At 45.5% G+C, this 17847-nt stretch carries 13 protein-coding genes and 1 pseudogene; 13 read left to right on the top strand and 1 reads right to left on the bottom strand.

Annotation, left to right across the window (positions count from 1 at the left end; genetic code table 11):
• The first annotated feature begins 396 nt into the window (after positions 1–396).
• The 9 genes from AB6D07_RS03050 (at position 397) to AB6D07_RS03010 (ending at position 11662) form a co-directional block, all read left to right on the top strand.
• Positions 397–1845: a YfcC family protein gene (locus AB6D07_RS03050; protein ID WP_017103635.1), complete on the top strand. Its 1449-nt coding sequence runs from the start codon at positions 397–399 to the stop codon at positions 1843–1845.
• A gap of 804 nt (positions 1846–2649) precedes the next feature.
• A complete protein-coding gene (arcA, locus tag AB6D07_RS03045; RefSeq protein ID WP_009844709.1) occupies positions 2650–3873 on the top strand; it encodes an arginine deiminase in 1224 nt (407 codons plus the stop codon).
• 72 nt (positions 3874–3945) lie between these two features.
• Positions 3946–4857: a carbamate kinase gene (arcC, locus tag AB6D07_RS03040; RefSeq protein ID WP_009844708.1), complete on the top strand. Its 912-nt coding sequence runs from the start codon at positions 3946–3948 to the stop codon at positions 4855–4857.
• Positions 4858–5052: 195 nt separating this feature from the next.
• Complete coding sequence (locus AB6D07_RS03035) at positions 5053–6063, top strand: ornithine carbamoyltransferase (protein ID WP_009844707.1); 1011 nt, start codon at positions 5053–5055, stop codon at positions 6061–6063.
• A gap of 499 nt (positions 6064–6562) precedes the next feature.
• On the top strand, positions 6563–7492 hold the full coding sequence (gene pyrB / locus AB6D07_RS03030; RefSeq protein ID WP_004729720.1) for an aspartate carbamoyltransferase: 930 nt from the start codon (positions 6563–6565) through the stop codon (positions 7490–7492).
• Positions 7493–7507: 15 nt separating this feature from the next.
• Positions 7508–7972: an aspartate carbamoyltransferase regulatory subunit gene (pyrI, locus tag AB6D07_RS03025; protein ID WP_009844706.1), complete on the top strand. Its 465-nt coding sequence runs from the start codon at positions 7508–7510 to the stop codon at positions 7970–7972.
• A 327-nt stretch (positions 7973–8299) separates the two neighbouring features.
• Positions 8300–8788, top strand: coding sequence for an arginine repressor (locus AB6D07_RS03020; protein ID WP_009844705.1), 489 nt, complete (start codon positions 8300–8302; stop codon positions 8786–8788).
• A 175-nt stretch (positions 8789–8963) separates the two neighbouring features.
• Positions 8964–10820 (top strand): protein-disulfide reductase DsbD, encoded by a 1857-nt coding sequence (locus tag AB6D07_RS03015; protein ID WP_372091279.1) that lies wholly within the window; start codon positions 8964–8966, stop codon positions 10818–10820.
• 212 nt (positions 10821–11032) lie between these two features.
• Complete coding sequence (locus AB6D07_RS03010; protein ID WP_012604978.1) at positions 11033–11662, top strand: response regulator transcription factor; 630 nt, start codon at positions 11033–11035, stop codon at positions 11660–11662.
• On the opposite strand, the pseudogene AB6D07_RS03005 reads toward AB6D07_RS03010, so the two are convergent.
• Positions 11659–13409 (bottom strand): annotated as a pseudogene (locus tag AB6D07_RS03005) (potassium/proton antiporter). The gene AB6D07_RS03010 and the pseudogene AB6D07_RS03005 sit on opposite strands and share 4 nt — an antisense overlap.
• A 416-nt stretch (positions 13410–13825) precedes the next feature.
• Between AB6D07_RS03005 and AB6D07_RS03000 the strand changes: the two are divergent.
• The 4 genes from AB6D07_RS03000 to AB6D07_RS02985 all read left to right on the top strand — a co-directional run bounded on the left by AB6D07_RS03000 (position 13826) and on the right by AB6D07_RS02985 (position 17790).
• Complete coding sequence (locus tag AB6D07_RS03000; protein WP_009844701.1) at positions 13826–14092, top strand: DUF4212 domain-containing protein; 267 nt, start codon at positions 13826–13828, stop codon at positions 14090–14092.
• A 10-nt stretch (positions 14093–14102) separates the two neighbouring features.
• Complete coding sequence (locus AB6D07_RS02995; RefSeq protein WP_009844700.1) at positions 14103–15806, top strand: sodium:solute symporter family protein; 1704 nt, start codon at positions 14103–14105, stop codon at positions 15804–15806.
• Positions 15807–16008: 202 nt separating this feature from the next.
• Positions 16009–16392, top strand: a complete 384-nt coding sequence (locus AB6D07_RS02990) for a hypothetical protein (protein WP_017096527.1) — start codon at positions 16009–16011, stop codon at positions 16390–16392.
• 12 nt (positions 16393–16404) lie between these two features.
• Complete coding sequence (locus AB6D07_RS02985; RefSeq protein ID WP_017103638.1) at positions 16405–17790, top strand: lyase family protein; 1386 nt, start codon at positions 16405–16407, stop codon at positions 17788–17790.
• Positions 17791–17847 lie beyond the last annotated feature (57 nt).

The raw sequence follows: 17847 nt of genomic DNA, 5'->3' as shown, positions 1-17847 counted from the left end.
AAAATAAAGTTTGAATAAAATTCCAGGATTATTCAGGCCATTAATTAGGAATGCCTACCCAGTCAATCTCCCTTTGATTTACCGTCATCCCCATCGAATATTAATCCAAGCTAACTAACCAAAAAACCTTGCCAATTTTCTGCCATTTTTCAGCCCTTTCATTAGCCATTATTTTTGTGAACAGCACCAAACTTAAATACTGACGTAAGGAATAAAATAACCGCAGCTAAATTAAATCTAACTTCATTTGGATTGGTAAATATAAAAACAACCTTAATTTAAAGTCAGCAACTTTATATCGTTGAGTGCTTTATAAGTGTCCGTGTATTTACAATCTATAAATCATTAGTCGCTAATTCACATCACTTCTATTTAAGATGATGTAAGGAGATAGCCATGACAACTCAAACGATACCAAGCGAGAAAAAAAAGGGCGGCTTCTTTGCCAACTTTAAATTTCCTTCTGCCTACACCATTCTATTTATTCTGATTGCGTTCGTCGCGCTGCTTACCTGGATTGTTCCAGCAGGCCAATACGACCGTGCCATGAATGAAGAGCTAGGCCGAGAAGTACCCGTAACCGGAACCTATCAAGCGGTAGAAGGTAACCCTCAAGGCGTGATTGATGTACTGCTAGCGCCTATTGATGGCTTCTACGACCACAATAGCTATGAAGCAGCGGCTATCGACGTTTCGCTGTTCATCTTAATCATTGGTGGCTTCTTAGGACTAGTAACCAAAACGGGTGCCATTGATGCTGGCATCGAGCGCGTTACCGCCCGCTTAGAAGGGCGAGAAGAGTTGATGATACCAATACTGATGGCACTGTTTGCCGCAGGTGGTACTGTCTACGGCATGGCGGAAGAATCACTGCCATTCTATACATTACTAGTACCAGTAATGATGGCAGCCCGCTTTGACCCTCTAGTTGCGGCTGCGACGGTATTGCTTGGCGCAGGCATTGGGGTGCTAGGCTCTACCATTAACCCATTCGCGACCGTTATTGCTGCCAACGCCTCTGGTATTCCATTTACCGACGGTATCGCGCTGCGTATCGGAATGCTGATTATTGGTTGGGGTATCTGTGTCGCCTACGTCATGCGCTACGCAAGAATGGTACAAACCGATCCAACAACATCGATTGTTTACGACAAATACGAAGAGAACAAAGCGCACTTCCTTGGCAACGCAAGTGGTGAAAAACTGGAGTTCACCGCGACTCGCAAACTGATCCTGGCTATTTTTGGTGGCTCTTTCGCTGTCATGATTTACGGTGTATCCGTTGCTGGATGGTGGATGGCAGAGATCTCCGCGATGTTCTTAGCAGCGACTATTATTGTCGGTATTGTGTCTCGCATGAGCGAGGAAGAGTTCACTACTAGCTTCATTGACGGTGCTCGAGACCTACTGGGCGTTGCGCTTATCATAGGTATCGCACGTGGTATCGTAGTCGTAATGGACCGCGGTATGATCACCGACACTATTCTTTTCTCAGCAGAACAAATGGTGACTGGCCTTTCTTCAGTTGTCTTCATTAACGTGATGTTCTTCTTAGAAATTCTACTGTCATTCTTAGTACCTTCGACCTCTGGTCTAGCAGTGCTGACTATGCCAATCATGGCGCCATTAGCCGATTTTGCTGGCGTAGGTCGTGACCTTGTTATCACCGCTTACCAATCAGCATCTGGCTTGGTCAACTTAATCACTCCAACCTCTGCAGTGGTAATGGGCGGCTTGGCGATTGCTCGTGTCCCTTACGTGCGCTGGGTTAAATGGGTGATGCCATTAATCGGAATCTTGATGGTGTTCTGCATCGTTGTACTAAGTATTGGTGCGCTTATCTAAAACCTACACACCACCTTCTCGTTCAAAGCCGCTTTCTTAGCGGCTTTTTTATTGCTATCTCCCTCAGAGCCAGTCCCCAAAACAACCTCACGAGCTGCACACACTCTATTTTAAGCCTCTCTATAGCCAACCTCATCAGCCAACCTTAAACAATCCAAGGACACCTTCGACAAAGCGTAAATCAACGTTTTAATATTGATGTTAAGGCTAATAAAAAATAATCCATTCCTCTCCATTATGTTTATAAAGATATTTAGTCATTTATTAACGTTAATTATATTTAAAGTTATTCACCTTGTAATAACCAAAGGGGAAACAAAAGCTATTTTTATAGAAAACCGGCTTAAAAAAACCAATTATAAAGTGTGACCACAACAGCTTTATTCGCATTTATTTTGTTAATAAATAATTAATTTCACATCCAAAATTAAATATCTAAATAGAAACTTTGCATACTTCCAAGCTAAGTACATTCTTATCAATAAAACTATTATGCATATAATCCCTAACAATTTTGATTCTAGGAAGGTTCATCAAAAAATCGTGCATAAAGTTCCCTAACAGCTAACTATTTAGAATGTAATCGTCATGACTAAAAGTGCATAAAGTTTGTTAAAACCCTTAATTTTAAAGGGCTGCGGGATAAAAAACGATTTGTGATAGATCTCTAAGAATACCTGACTAGCAGGCGTAATATTAATTCCAGACAAGAGATATGAATAAAATAATTCATTATTCTCCACTGAAAATAAATAATTACTCTTAGCGATAAAAGTAATTCAAATATATAAGAGAGAGACGATCATGAGTAAGTTCTATGTAGGTTCTGAAATAGGTCAATTGCGCCGCGTTCTAGTTCACCGCCCAAGACGCGCACTGACTCACCTAACACCCTCTAACTGTCACGATTTACTATTTGATGACGTACTGGCTGTTGAGCGCGCAGGTAAAGAGCATGACGCATTTACTAAAACGCTACGTGATCAGGGTGTTGAAGTTCTTCTTCTTACTGACCTACTAGCAGACACACTAGCAGTGCCAGAAGCGAAAGACTGGCTACTAAGCTGCCAGGTATCTGATTACCGTTTGGGTAAAACATTCGCCAATGATGTGCGCTGCTACTTGGGCGACTTACCAAACTTAGAGCTAGCAAAAATCCTAACGGGCGGTCTGTCTTACGCTGAAATGCCAATGAAATCATCTTCAATGATGCAAGGCATGCACGCACCAACTGACTTCATTATCGAACCTCTACCAAACCACCTATTTACTCGTGACACATCTTGCTGGGTATACGGTGGCGTATCTATCAACCCGATGGCGAAACCTGCTCGTCAACGTGAAACAAACCACGTTCGCGCTATTTACCGCTGGCACCCAACATTCGCAGGCGAAGACTTCATTAAATACTTCGGTGATGAAGAAAACATCAACTACGACAACTCAACAATCGAAGGTGGTGACGTTCTTGTTCTCGGCCGTGGCGCGGTTCTTATCGGTATGTCTGAGCGTACAACAGCACAAGGTGTTGAACACTTAGCGTCTAGCCTATTCAAACACGGTCAAGCGACACAAGTTATCGCAATGCAGCTACCAAAACACCGTTCTTGCATGCACTTAGACACCGTGATGACTCACATGAACGAAGATACGTTCTCTGTTTACCCTGAAGTGGTAAGTAAAGACGTACAGTGCTGGAACCTAACTGGCGATGAGTCAGGCGCAGTAAAAGTGAAAGAAGAAGGCTACTTCGTAACAGCTATCGAAAAAGCACTTGGCGTAGACAAGCTAAACCTAATCACAACGGGTGGCGACAACTTCCATGCAGAACGTGAGCAGTGGAACGATGCAAACAACGTTCTAACGGTTAAACCTGGCGTCGTTATTGGCTACGAAGGCAACACATACACCAACGAAAAATACGACAAAGCAGGCATCACGGTTCTTCCGATTCCAGGAGACGAACTTGGTCGCGGTCGCGGTGGTGCACGCTGCATGAGCTGCCCAATTGAGCGTGATGGTATCTAATCACTAAGACGAAACGGCCAAGTTGAACGATCTTAAATAATCTCAACTTGGCCAAAATGAGAGAACACAATTATGACTAAGCAAACTGTTGTTGTTGCACTCGGCGGTAATGCCCTACTTCGTCGCGGTGAGCCGTTAGAAGCCGATGTTCAACGCCGTAATATTGAAACGGCTGTTAAAACCATCTCTGAAATCGCGAAAGTGTACAACGTGGTTCTAGTGCACGGTAATGGTCCACAAGTTGGCTTACTTGCTCTGCAAGGTTTGGAGTACAAAAAAGTAAACCCGTATCCATTGGATGTATTGGGCAGTGAGACTCAAGGCATGATCGGCTACATGCTGATGCAAGAGTTCAAAAACTACCTGCCTGACCGCAACATCTCATGCATGTTGACGCAAATGACCGTTGATCCAAACGATCCTGCATTCGCAGATCCAACTAAGCCAATTGGCCCGATCTACGAAGAAGCAGAAGCGCGTGAGTTAGCGGAGAAATTCCACTGGATCGTAAAACCAGACGGTCAACATTTCCGTCGAGTAGTGCCAAGCCCACGCCCTACTGGCATTGTTGAACACGAAGCGATCACTCAACTTATCGATGCAGGTCACCTCGTAATTTGTACTGGCGGTGGTGGCATCCCAGTGAAAAAAGAAAATGGCAAATTAGTCGGCGTTGAAGCGGTTATCGACAAAGACATGTCAGCGGCTTTCTTGGCGAAACAATTGGATGCGGATGCACTACTTATTCTGACCGATGCTGACGCTGTTTATCTTGATTGGGGCAAACCGACTCAACACGCACTGCGCAGTACTACACCAAGTGAATTGGCGAAGTTTACATTTGATGCAGGCTCAATGGGGCCAAAAATTGAAGCATCGTGCGAGTTCATTCAGCAAGGCGGCAAAGTAGTGGGTATCGGCGCACTCGAAGATGGTTTGCAAATCCTGCAAGGCCAAGCGGGCACCAATATCACCAAAGGTTAATGCACTAGCGAGCTTTATCATCTTGAAAAACTTAAAGCTTGAGAACCTTAAGTCTTGAAAGCTTTTAAAGCTTGCGAAAACAGAATCAAACGAAACAAACAAAACCGAACAACTTTAACTAAAAATTGAATCGCGCTTTCTTGAATTTTATTTCCCTGTAACAAGAAAGCGCCTAAATCTAAGAAGGAATACATCATGGCTTTTAACCTACGCAATCGTAACTTCCTAAAACTACTAGATTTCACTCCACGCGAAATTCAACACTTGTTAGATCTTTCTATGGAGCTAAAAAAAGCGAAGTACAACGGTTACGAACAGCCAACACTGACTGGCAAAAACATTGCGCTTATCTTTGAAAAAACCTCAACTCGTACTCGCTGTGCATTCGAAGTAGCAGCATTCGACCAAGGTGCTCGCGTGTCTTACTTAGGCCCATCTGGCTCTCAAATTGGCCACAAAGAATCAATGAAAGACACCGCTCGCGTTTTAGGCCGTATGTACGATGGCATCGAATACCGCGGCTTTGGTCAAGAAATCGTTGAAGAGCTAGGCGCTTACGCTGGCGTTCCTGTATGGAATGGCCTGACTGACGAATTCCACCCAACACAAATCCTAGCTGACTTCCTAACTATGACGGAATACGGCCGTGGCAAGCAATTGCATGAAATCAAGTTTGCTTACCTAGGTGATGCTCGCAACAACATGGGCAACTCTCTGATGGTTGGTGCTGCGAAAATGGGCATGGACATTCGCCTTGTTGCTCCAAAACAATTCTGGCCAGAAGAAGAGCTATTGGCTCAATGTCGTGAAATCGCAGAACACACTGGCGGCAAAATCACGCTAACAGAAGATGTTCAAGAAGGCGTGCAAGGTTGTGACTTCCTATACACCGACGTTTGGGTATCAATGGGCGAAGCGAAAGAAGCATGGGCTGAGCGTATCAACCTAATGATGCCTTACCAAGTCAACATGGACATGATCAAAGCAACAGGCAACCCACATGTGAAATTCATGCACTGCCTACCTGCTTTCCACGGCGAAGATACAACTGTCGGCAAACAGCTTGCTGCTGAATATCCGCAGCTTAAAGATGGCGTAGAAGTGACGGATGAAGTGGTTGAGTCTGAATACTCTATCGTATTCGATGAAGCAGAAAACCGCATGCACACCATCAAAGCAGTAATGGTTGCGACATTAGGCAGCTAATTACCTAAGAAACTAATCAGTTAAGACGTTAAAAATTAAGAAGCTAGGCACTCACTTGTTCGAAATACGTTGATAAGTTAAGTGCAATGACAGGGAAATGCGGGTGGCGTTCTTGGGATTTTGACCTTGAATAAAACTCGCATTTTTTTTCATGCGGTTGAAGAGATAATTTCCTGGAAAACCCTGTAAGTCTCAGCCCCAACAAAGACTTAAATGGGAGTTGAAAATGGACATAATCTCGCATAAAAATCCATTAAATGAATACTTTACAGAAAGTATTGCATGGCCTTTTTATCTGAGTATAATCCTCCGCAATTTGTCTTAAGAGAGCAAAAAATGAACCGCAATTTTTTCGCACATGATTGTCAGCCAATACGCCTTAGAACGGCGTTGGTGTCATTTTTATTTTGCTCTATTGATCATTTCGAAGCCTCCTATTTTTAGGGGGCTTTTTTTTGTCCGCAATTTGACTGTATGCATAGAAAAAGGAAGACCCGTTATGGCGCATTCGTTATTTAACAAGCACATCATCTCCATTCCAGAGCTATCTCGTGATGAATTGGAGCTTATCGTCGATACTGCAGCAAGACTCAAAGCAGAACCAAACCCTGAGCTGCTGAAAAATAAAGTCGTTGCGAGCTGCTTCTTTGAGCCTTCAACTCGAACTCGCCTCTCATTTGAAACCGCAGTTCAACGCCTTGGCGGCACAGTCATCGGCTTTGATAATGGCGGCAACACATCGCTGGCGAAAAAAGGCGAAACACTTGCCGATTCCGTTCAAGTTATTTCATCTTACGTGGATGCCTTTGTGATGCGTCACCCACAAGAAGGCGCAGCACGTTTGGCCTCTGAATTTTCTAACGGTGTGCCAATTGTGAATGGTGGCGACGGTGCAAACCAACACCCAACGCAAACCTTATTGGATCTGTTCTCGATTTACGAAACGCAAGGCACGCTCGATAACCTCAATGTGGCGTTCGTCGGCGACCTAAAATATGGCCGTACCGTACACTCTTTGACGCAAGCACTATCAAAATTCAATAACGTGCGTTTCTTCTTTATCGCGCCAGAAGTGTTAGCGATGCCTGATTACATCTGTGAAGAATTGGAAGAGATGGGCATCCAATACAGCACCCACAGCAGCATTGAAGAAGTGGTGCCTGAACTGGATGTCCTGTACATGACTCGCGTACAGAAAGAGCGCTTTGATGCGTCAGAATACGCGCACATGAAGTCGGCTTACATTCTAACGGCCGATACCTTGAAAGATGCACGCCAGAACATGAAGGTGCTTCACCCATTACCACGCGTCGATGAAATCACAACCGACGTAGATAAAACGCCACACGCTTACTACTTTGAACAAGCTGAAAACGGTGTATACGCTCGCGAAGCCCTATTGGCCCTAGTTCTTAACGACACTTTATAAGCAGGAGAAACAGTCATGGTTAAACAAACTCAGCTACAAGTAGAAGCGATCCGTAACGGCAGCGTGATTGACCACATCCCTGCTCATCTTGGTATCAAAATCCTTAAACTGTTTAAGCTACACAAAACAGAACAACGCATCACCATGGGATTGAATCTGCCATCATCTGCGCTTGGTCATAAAGATCTGATCAAGATTGAGAACATCTTTCTGACCAAGGAACAAGCCAACCAATTGGCTCTGTATGCGCCGCAAGCGACGGTAAATCAGATTGAAGAGTACAAGGTGGTTAATAAGCTAACATTAGTACTGCCAGACCAAATCAACAGTGTGTACTCTTGCCCGAATAGCAACTGTATTTCGCACGGTGAACCCGTTGAAAGTAGCTTTAAAGTGCAGCTAAAACACGAAAACGTCCAACTAAAATGTCACTATTGTGAAAAAGTATTCTCTCGCGAGATCATGAGTGAAATCCGCTAGCCCTTAGCGCTCTTACCTTCGTAAAAGAAACAGCTCAAACTACATGGATATTTATTCCCAACCTGGAATAAATATCCACTTACCCAAAGAATAAAATTCCACAAAAAAAGCAAATAACCAGAATTTTGTTTGGTGATCGCCTTCAAAAAGATAACTATTCTTTAGTGGTAGACTGGATGAATAGAAGATCATACATCACGCATACCCTTCCTATTTATTTCGGGATTCATCGGTAAGCCCTAACTAACAATCGTACTCTACGGCTTTGGGAGTGCGTTCTGCGCTATGGACAAGCGATACCCACACGTTGGCTTTAAGGAGTTGTTCATGAACCAAATCACTGAGCACGGTTGCTTGTATTCAGCTGAAGATAAAACACTGACTGCAGCGTGCAAACGCTTACTACAACAGCAAAGCTTCTCGACCCAGAACCAGCTGCGAGAGAAACTCGTCGACATTGGTTATACAGGCATTAGCCAGTCGACTGTGTCTCGTATTTTGTCACAACTCGGTGTTGTCAAAATCCAGAACGCCTGTGGCAAAAAGGTTTACTGCATCACCGTAGAAAGCGCACCGGTACGTGTCGATGCGTCAATCTCATCACAAATCGAATTAATTACTCACAACCAAGCAATGGTGATCGTAAAAACAAACCCTGGTTGCGCACAGTTGGTCGCAAGATTGGTTGATATCGACCCACATACCGAGATTATCGGTACGGTTGGCGGCAATGACACGGTGTTAATTATTCCGAAAGACACCACGAATATAGATGCTTGCGAACAAGTAGTAAGAGCACGCTTAGGAGTGGCTTAAATGTCTTATTGGCAAAAGCTGACAACTCATGTTGAGCGACTGACACTCTCTCGACTGCCCCAGAAAATAGCCCACCCGCCTTAGGGGATATTTGTCTACCGATGAAACTAATCACAAACTATTACGGTCTGATTGAGTTAAGATACCTTCAACTCCATTTTGATGACTAAATAGTATGCGACGACTTGCCACATTACTTTTTGTTTGTGTTTCCCTGTTCACCCAGCCTGCGTGGGCGCTTTTTGGAAACGACAACGCCGAGCCAAGCTTCGGAGGCAATAACAACGGTTTTGTCCCTGTAGACCAAGCTTTCCCTTTCAATTACTACCAGCAAGACGGCAAGGTCCTTCTCGACTGGCAAGTAAAAAAGGGCTACTACCTCTATCAACATAGCCTCTCGTTCACTGGCCAAAATCTCACTATCGGCAATGTTGAAATGGAAAATGGCCAACCACACCAAGATGAATTCTTCGGTGAGGTGAGCATCTATACTCAGCCATTATTCGTGCAAGTTCCTCTACAGAGTTACCAAGATAGCTCACAGCTGATCGTTAAGTATCAAGGCTGTGCAGATGCTGGTTTCTGTTACCCTCCAGAGATCCGAGTAATCGACATTGAACCGTTTACTGCGACGAGTTCTGCGGATATGAAAAGCAGTGATGATCAAAACAGTGGTGCTTTACAAGGTTCTTCTGGTGAAGCTGACAATTCAGTACAAGCCTCTTCTCCTACCGCTGACGCAGCAAGCAATACCACTCAACAAACCAATGCTCCAGTTTCAAAAGAAGCAGGCTTAGCCGATAAGCTGGGTGACAGTTGGTGGACGCCATTATTATTCCTCGCACTCGGTGTTGGCTTAGCCTTTACGCCGTGTGTTCTGCCTATGTATCCGATTCTAACGGGTATTGTGCTAGGTGGCGGCAAGCTCAGCCAAGGTCGTGCGCTGATGCTGTCCTTCATCTACGTGCAAGGCATGGCGCTGACCTACACCTTATTGGGTTTAGTGGTTGCTTCAGCAGGCATGCAGTTCCAAGCTGCGATGCAGCACCCTTATGTATTAATCGCGCTGAGTGTTCTGTTCGTGACGTTGGCGATGTCGATGTTCGGCGTTTATAACCTACAACTACCAAGCAGCATCCAAACTTGGCTTAACAACCAAAGTAACAAGCAACAAGGTGGCAATACCTTGGGCGTGTTCGCAATGGGCGCTATCTCTGGCTTGGTGTGTTCACCTTGTACCACTGCGCCACTGTCAGGCGCGTTACTGTACGTGGCTCAAAGTGGCGACCTATTAACCGGGGCGTTCGCTCTGTATGCGTTAGCGATGGGTATGGGTATACCGCTGATTTTGGTTGCGATGTTTGGTAATAAGCTACTACCAAAAGCAGGTAGCTGGATGGACAAGGTGAAGATCGTATTCGGCTTTATCTTGCTGGCAGCGCCTATCTTCCTGCTAGAGCGAATTATTCCTGAATTGTGGGCAACGGTACTTTGGTCTGGTCTTGGGTTCATCGCCTTTGGTTGGCTTTACCACAGCAAGAATGCACTGCCATTCGGTGGTTGGAAACAGAGCGCTGTAGGTATCATCGCGATGCTTGGCCTATTCGCTTCAGCGCAACCTGCATTGAATTACTGGTTCGCAGAAAAGAGCGTTGTGGTTGAGCAACAAATCCAATTTGCACGCGTCAACACGGTTGAAGAGTTAGAAATCCAGCTCATCGAAGCCAAGAAACTCGGCAAACCAGTGATGCTCGATTTCTACGCCGATTGGTGTGTGGCATGTAAAGAGTTTGAGAAGTACACCTTCTACCAAGCAGATGTTGAGAACAAGCTTTCTGATTTCGTCCTGCTTCAGGCTGACGTAACGAGAAACATGCCTCAAGATATTGAACTGCTTAAACAATTGCAGGTACTCGGCTTACCAACCATTGAGTTCTGGGACGGCAAGGGTAACCATGTTCCAAATGCTCGTGTGACGGGCTTTATGCCTGCCGATGTATTCTTAAAACACATGCAAGACCACCAGCTATAGCGACGACATTCGTCTAAATACAAGCACTAACGAAAGCCGCACCGCCCCTCCGTAACGAGATGGCTGTGCGGCTTTTTTGTTATTCAGAGTAACGCTTTCTTATTCTGGGGATAAAAGTCGATATGGTTCAGACTTTTAATGCATAAATATTGTCCACATACTCAATCAGGATGATAATAAATATTAACTAAATTGTTAAAAGTATGAACGTCATGGACTCGACCTATACCATCATCATTGCTGATGACCACCCTCTCTTTCGCAACGCCCTGTTTCAGTCAGTTCATATGGCTATCAGCGGTGCGAACCTGCTTGAGGCTGATTCTCTCGATGCCTTACTGACTCTACTAAAAAAAGAAGATGAACCAGACCTGTTACTTCTCGACCTTAAAATGCCGGGAGCAAACGGGATGTCGGGCTTAATTCAACTGCGTGCTGAATATCCAGATTTACCGATCGTGGTGATATCAGCCAGCGAGGATGCCAGCGTTGTCACTCAAGTGAAAAGCCACGGTGCGTTTGGTTTCATTCCTAAGTCGAGTGATATGCGTGAATTGGTCAGTGCACTGAATCAAGTGCTGAATGGCGACCCGTTCTTTCCTGAAGGGCTTATCACCAATAATGCAGCCTGTAGCGACCTTGCGGAAAAGCTTTCCACACTGACACCTCAGCAATACAAGGTGCTAGGGATGCTTTCAGACGGCTTGCTAAACAAGCAAATCGCCTATGAATTGAATGTTTCGGAAGCGACTATCAAAGCACATATGACAGCCATCTTCCGTAAACTGGATGTGAAAAACCGAACTCAGGCGGTTATCTTGCTACAAGAAGTCCACAACTAAACTTCACTTATATCCTCTTCTAAAGTCGTCTTTGGCAAACATAAACCCAACCTGACGACTTTATGATCATCTATCTCTGCGACCACCCAAGTAATGTCATACCACATAAAGCTATCACCCAATACAGGGTGTGCACCAAGCTCTCGCTCTGCCAATTGTTTTAGCGTCATTTCTCGCTCTTCTTCCGAGCCCAGTTCGATACCATAACAATCACTGACCGCTGCAATCGATAGTTCGACATCCAGGAAGAAATCACCAAAGAATCGAGCGGACTCTTCAGCTAGAGGAGCCTCACTGAATAGCGCACTTAGGCTATCTAGGTCTTTATCTTGGCCAAGCACACAGAGAATATCGTTCGCCTCTAACACAGTGCTGCCCGATGGGTGAAGCAAAGCATCTTTTCTAAACAGCGCCGTAATTCGCGTCCCTTCAGGCATAGACAAACGCTTAAGCGGTTCACCAACACACCACTTTTCCTCTTTCAGCTTGTAGACAAACATCTCCCACTCACTGGTCGGATAAATCTCCATGCCGGTACGAGAAATCGGTGTCGGTGTCGGTGGTAAGGTCACCTGAGCCAACCTCGCAACTTTCATCAAGCTACCGCCCTGAACAATCAGCGAAACCATAACCACGAAGAAGGCGATGTTGAAGTAAAGTTGGGCATTTGGCAGGCCAGCCATCATCGGAAAAACCGCCAAAATGATCGGCACTGCACCACGTAAACCGACCCAAGAGACAAACCAGCGCTCCTTGGTGGTAAAGCTTCTGAACGGCAGCAAACCCAACCAAACCGACAACGGGCGAGCAAACAAAATCATACCGAAAGCCAGTGCTAACGCAGGAAGTGCAATGTCCATTAAGGTCGATGGTGTCACCAATAAACCCAACACCAAGAACATCACGATCTGACTTAGCCACGTCATACCGTCTAGGACATTAAGAATAGAGTGTCGAGAACGCGTTGGACGATTACCAATGAACAGACCTACGAGGTAAATCGATAAGATGCCACTACCGCCAAGCATGTTAGAGAACGCAAACAGAGCCACGCCCCCGCTGAGCACCAGAATCGAGTAAAGGCCATCGGCCAGCTGCACTCGGTTAATTAGACTCCATAGAACCCAACCGCCACCAATACCAACAAGGGTGCCGATACCAAACTGCATCGCGAAGCTTTTGAGTAGGAAGTTCATTCCCATCTCGCATCTGGGGTGCCCAGTAGCGCAATTAAAGTCACTGTCAGGAAAACAGCCATTGGGTCATTGGTACCGGATTCGATCTCTAGAGTTGAACCCACACGCTCATTGAAACTCTGTCCTTTCAGCAAAGAGAATACCGCTGCCGCATCGGTTGAACCAACAATCGCCCCGACCAAGATGCCCTGCATTAATGACAAGTCAAACAGCCAAGCCGCCATTAATCCGGTTAAGGTTGCTGTACATGCGACACCTATCGTCGCCAGCGAGAGCGAAGGCCAGAAAGCGACCTTGAAGCTCGCCACCTTGGTTCGCATACCGCCATCCAACAGAATCACGGCAAGCGCAAGGTTACTCACCAAATAGGTCAGTGAGTAATCATCGAAATGAATATTACCGGGTCCATCTTCACCCGCTAACATACCAACGAACAAAAAGATCAAAAGAATCGGAACGCCCAAGCGAGAGGACACTTGTGAGAAAAGTACGCTGATGGCGATGAGTACGGCACCAGTCAAGAATAAGTGGTTAATGGTTATTGCGTCCAATTCGTTCCCCCAAAGAATAAAATCCGAGCTTTAAGCCTGTTGATCTTTTGCCGTTTAGCAAGGCACGGTCGGTGAAAGTGCCGTAGTTACTATAACAAACTTATGTTTCGCTTCGTGTCATAAGCAGGGCTAAATACAGTTTCTCGGTCATTTAGTTGTTAAATTTTATGACTAGCACTCTAATTCATCCCTCTTTGTTAGACCTTTGGCTAATTTAACAATACTGTAACATCACATTTTTCTATGGTTATGTCTCCTAGCTCCCATATTTCAGTACATTAGCGCTAATACCATCCCGACTAAAGTTGCACAGATCCCTTGACTTATCCTTGCTACATTCTAAATCGTAACATTACGTTAACACGGCAATTTCTACAGAAACGGTTTCTACGAAAACGGAATTAAAGGAGAAGGCAATGGCGTTCGAATCTACGGAACATGCTCAAGCCTACTGGAAGGAAAACTTGGGAATAATGGGAACACTACTCGCTGTCTGGTTTGTGGTGTCTTATGGCGCTGGCATCTTATTTGTGGATGTCCTAAATACCATTCAATTTGGCGGGTTTAAGCTAGGTTTTTGGTTCGCTCAACAAGGTTCAATTTATACCTTCGTGGCGTTGATATTTATTTACGTTGTTCGCATGAATAAGCTGGACAAAAAATACAACGTACAGGAAGACTAGAGGCTAGAACATGGATATTCAAACTTGGACGTTTATTCTCGTCGGTATTACTTTCGCAGTCTATATCGGCATCGCAATCTGGGCTCGTGCTGGAACAACGAGTGAATTCTACGTTGCTGGCGGCGGCGTACACCCAGTAGCAAATGGCATGGCAACAGCCGCTGACTGGATGTCGGCAGCATCATTCATCTCAATGGCTGGTATCATCTCATTCGTTGGTTACGACGGTGCGGTTTACCTAATGGGTTGGACAGGTGGTTATGTACTACTTGCGCTATGTTTAGCACCTTACCTACGTAAGTTCGGTCAGTTTACGGTTCCTGATTTCATCGGTGAACGTTACTACTCGAAAACAGCACGTATGGTAGCGGTATTCTGTGCAATCTTCGTATCATTTACGTACGTTGCAGGCCAGATGCGTGGTGTTGGCGTTGTATTCTCTCGTTTCCTAGAAGTTGATATTAACCTAGGCATCATCATTGGTATGGGTATTGTGTTCTTCTACGCGGTGCTTGGTGGTATGAAAGGCATCACTTATACGCAGGTAGCTCAATTCTGTGTCCTCATTTTCGCCTTCCTTGTTCCAGCAATCTTTACCTCAATCATGATGACAGGTAACCCACTTCCACAAGTTGGTATGGGATCGACTCTATCAGGTACAGATGTATACCTACTTGATAAACTGGATGGACTAACCGAAGAGCTCGGATTTACCGCCTATACCGAAGGTAACAAGAGCATGGTAGATGTATTCTTCATCTGTGCAGCTCTAATGGTAGGTACTGCCGGTCTTCCACACGTAATCATTCGTTTCTTCACGGTACCAAAAGTACGTGATGCTCGTATCTCAGCGGGTTGGGCACTACTGTTCATCTCATTGCTATACACAACAGCGCCAGGCGTTGCAGCCTTCGCTCGTGTAAATATGATCGAAACGATTAATGGCCCAGACATGCAAGGTGTCGCAGCAGCAGAAGCACCAAGCTGGTACAAAAACTGGGAAAGCACTGGCCTAGTTGGTTGGGAAGATAAGAACGGCGATGGCAAAATGTTCTACTCGGGCGACGAACGCAACGAAATGAAGATTAACCGTGACATCATCGTACTGGCTTCTCCAGAGCTAGCAAAACTACCAAACTGGGTTGTAGCACTACTTGCAGCCGGTGGCCTAGCAGCCGCACTATCAACAGCCGCGGGTCTACTATTGGTCATCTCAACGTCGATTTCACATGACTTGTTGAAGAAAGGCTTCAGACCAAACATGACCGACAAGCAGGAGCTGTTAGCCGCTCGTTTAGCTGCCATGATCGCGATTGTAGGTGCAGGTTACTTGGGTATTAACCCACCAGGCTTTGTAGCACAGGTAGTAGCGTTTGCCTTCGGCTTAGCCGCAGCATCCTTCTTCCCAGCGATCATCCTAGGTATCTTCTACAAGAAGATGAACAAGGAAGGCGCAATTGCAGGTATGTTGTCAGGTATTGCCTTCACAGCAAGCTACATCATCTACTTCAAGTTCATTAACCCAGCAGCAAGCACACCGGAAAACTGGTGGTTTGGTATCAGCCCAGAAGGCATCGGTACGCTAGGTATGTGTCTAAACTTCGTAGTATCAATTGCAGTGAACAAAGTGACCGCTGAAGTTCCTGAAGATGTACAAGAGATGGTTGAGAACATTCGTTACCCGAAAGGTGCTGGTGAAGCTCACGACCACTAAGCACTACCACGAAACAAAGATGTTTAGCAAAAAAGAATCAGCACTTACATTGTAGGGATTAGGTACTGACTCAAGAAAGCCGATACGTCATGTATCGGCTTTTTCTTTTCCCCTCCATTTTATAAAAAGATAAACAAAGGGTTGTTTTTAAAACCTCATTTGATAATAATTATCATTAACATCTATTAAAGAGATGCAAATAATGATGAAAGAACAGCAGAGTCTCTATTCGAGGTTTTACAAAGCACAAGATCGCTTTGCTTCATTAGAGCAAGTTCAAGGCCATGAGCCGTTTGTGATTCGAGACTACATCGAGTGTGCACTAACGCTTTCCGCTTACTATGAAAAGCATGCCGCCCAAGAAAACATCTTGTTGTGCGAGCTGTACCTGCGCCAAGTTTTCTTCCATTTGATAGAAGCGATTGAGTCTCCAGAACGCAGTTTCGCCTTTCGTCATATCTGCCTAGACTCTATTCACTCACCACTATTTTATTTGAAACGCCACTACTGCCAGCAGCCTCAAGGCCAAGCGCGTTTTTTGAATCTCAGCCAAACACTACAACAAGTCCAAGCCCCACTTGGCTAACAAGGATAGAAGATGACCCTACAATTTCGGATAGAAAAAGACAGCATGGGCGAAGTGAAAGTTCCTGCTGATGCGCTATATCAAGCACAAACTCAACGTGCCGTGGATAACTTCGCGTTTAGTTCGCACAAGATGCCAGCCAGTTTCATTCAAGCACTGGCGCTGATTAAGCAGGCCGCCGCCGATACCAACGCTCAGTTAGGTTTATTAGAAGGTGATATTGCCAACGCGATAGCCGAAGCTAGCCAAGAGATCATAGAGGGTAAACACCTCGAGCAATTCCCTATTGATGTTTACCAAACCGGTTCTGGTACAAGCTCCAACATGAATGCCAACGAAGTGATTGCGACACTCGCTTCAAGAAGCCTGCAAGGAGACGTGAACCCGAATGATCACGTAAACATGGGGCAAAGCAGTAACGATGTCGTGCCAACAGCAATTCAAGTCAGTGTCGCTTTGATGGCAGAAAATAAGCTACTGCCTGCACTTACCCACCTTTCTGCGGCACTTACCGTAAAACAGCATGAACTTGCTGAGGTAGTCAAAACTGGCCGTACCCATCTAATGGATGCAATGCCGATTACCTTTGCTCAAGAGCTTGGTGGTTGGAAATTTCAGATTGAACATGCCAAGCAAGCGATAGAAAGCAGCTTGCCAGCAGTCAAGGCGCTTGCTCAAGGTGGCACAGCGGTTGGTACGGGGATCAATGCCGACCCACGCTTTGCCGATAAGTTTGCGAGTAACCTGTCTCAATCGACAAAGATCAGTTTCAGCTCCAGTGAAAACTTCTTTTTTAACCTCAGCAGTCAAGACGCGATCGTTGCGCTCTCTGGTCAGCTCAAAACTGCAGCAGTTGCGATCATGAAGATCTCAAACGATCTTCGCTGGATGAACTCTGGGCCGTTGGCTGGCTTAGGGGAAATTGAATTGCAGGCTCTGCAGCCGGGCTCGTCTATCATGCCTGGCAAGGTAAACCCTGTAATTCCAGAAGCAGCAGCTATGGCGGCGGCGCAAATCATTGGCAACGACACCACCATTACCGTAGCTGGACAATCAGGTAACTTCCAACTCAATGTGATGCTGCCAGTGATTGCTCATAACGTTCTAGAAAGCATTGAGTTGTTGGCAAACAGCTCAGTCGCTTTAGCGGACAAAGCCATCGCGACCTTCACGGTACGCCAAGATAACCTCGATTTAGCCTTGTCAAAGAACCCAATCCTAGTGACCGCACTTAACCCTGTGATTGGCTACTTGAAGGCGGCTGATATTGCCAAGAAAGCTTACAAAGAAGGCTTACCAATTCTGGATGTAGCAGAAAGAGAAACCGATCTAAGCCGAGAAGAGCTCAGCAAGCTGCTTGATCCAACCACACTCACTCAAGGCGGTATCGCGGGTTAAAGTAAATCGGTCATCCATAACCGAGCGAACAGATCGAAAAAGGCCTCTGCTGAGGCC

Source organism: Vibrio sp. 10N.239.312.C11 (assembly GCF_041466065.1).
GTDB lineage: Bacteria > Pseudomonadota > Gammaproteobacteria > Enterobacterales > Vibrionaceae > Vibrio > Vibrio tasmaniensis_A.
Note: the sequence above shows the minus strand (reverse complement) of the source record. Positions and strands in the feature narration are given on the sequence as shown.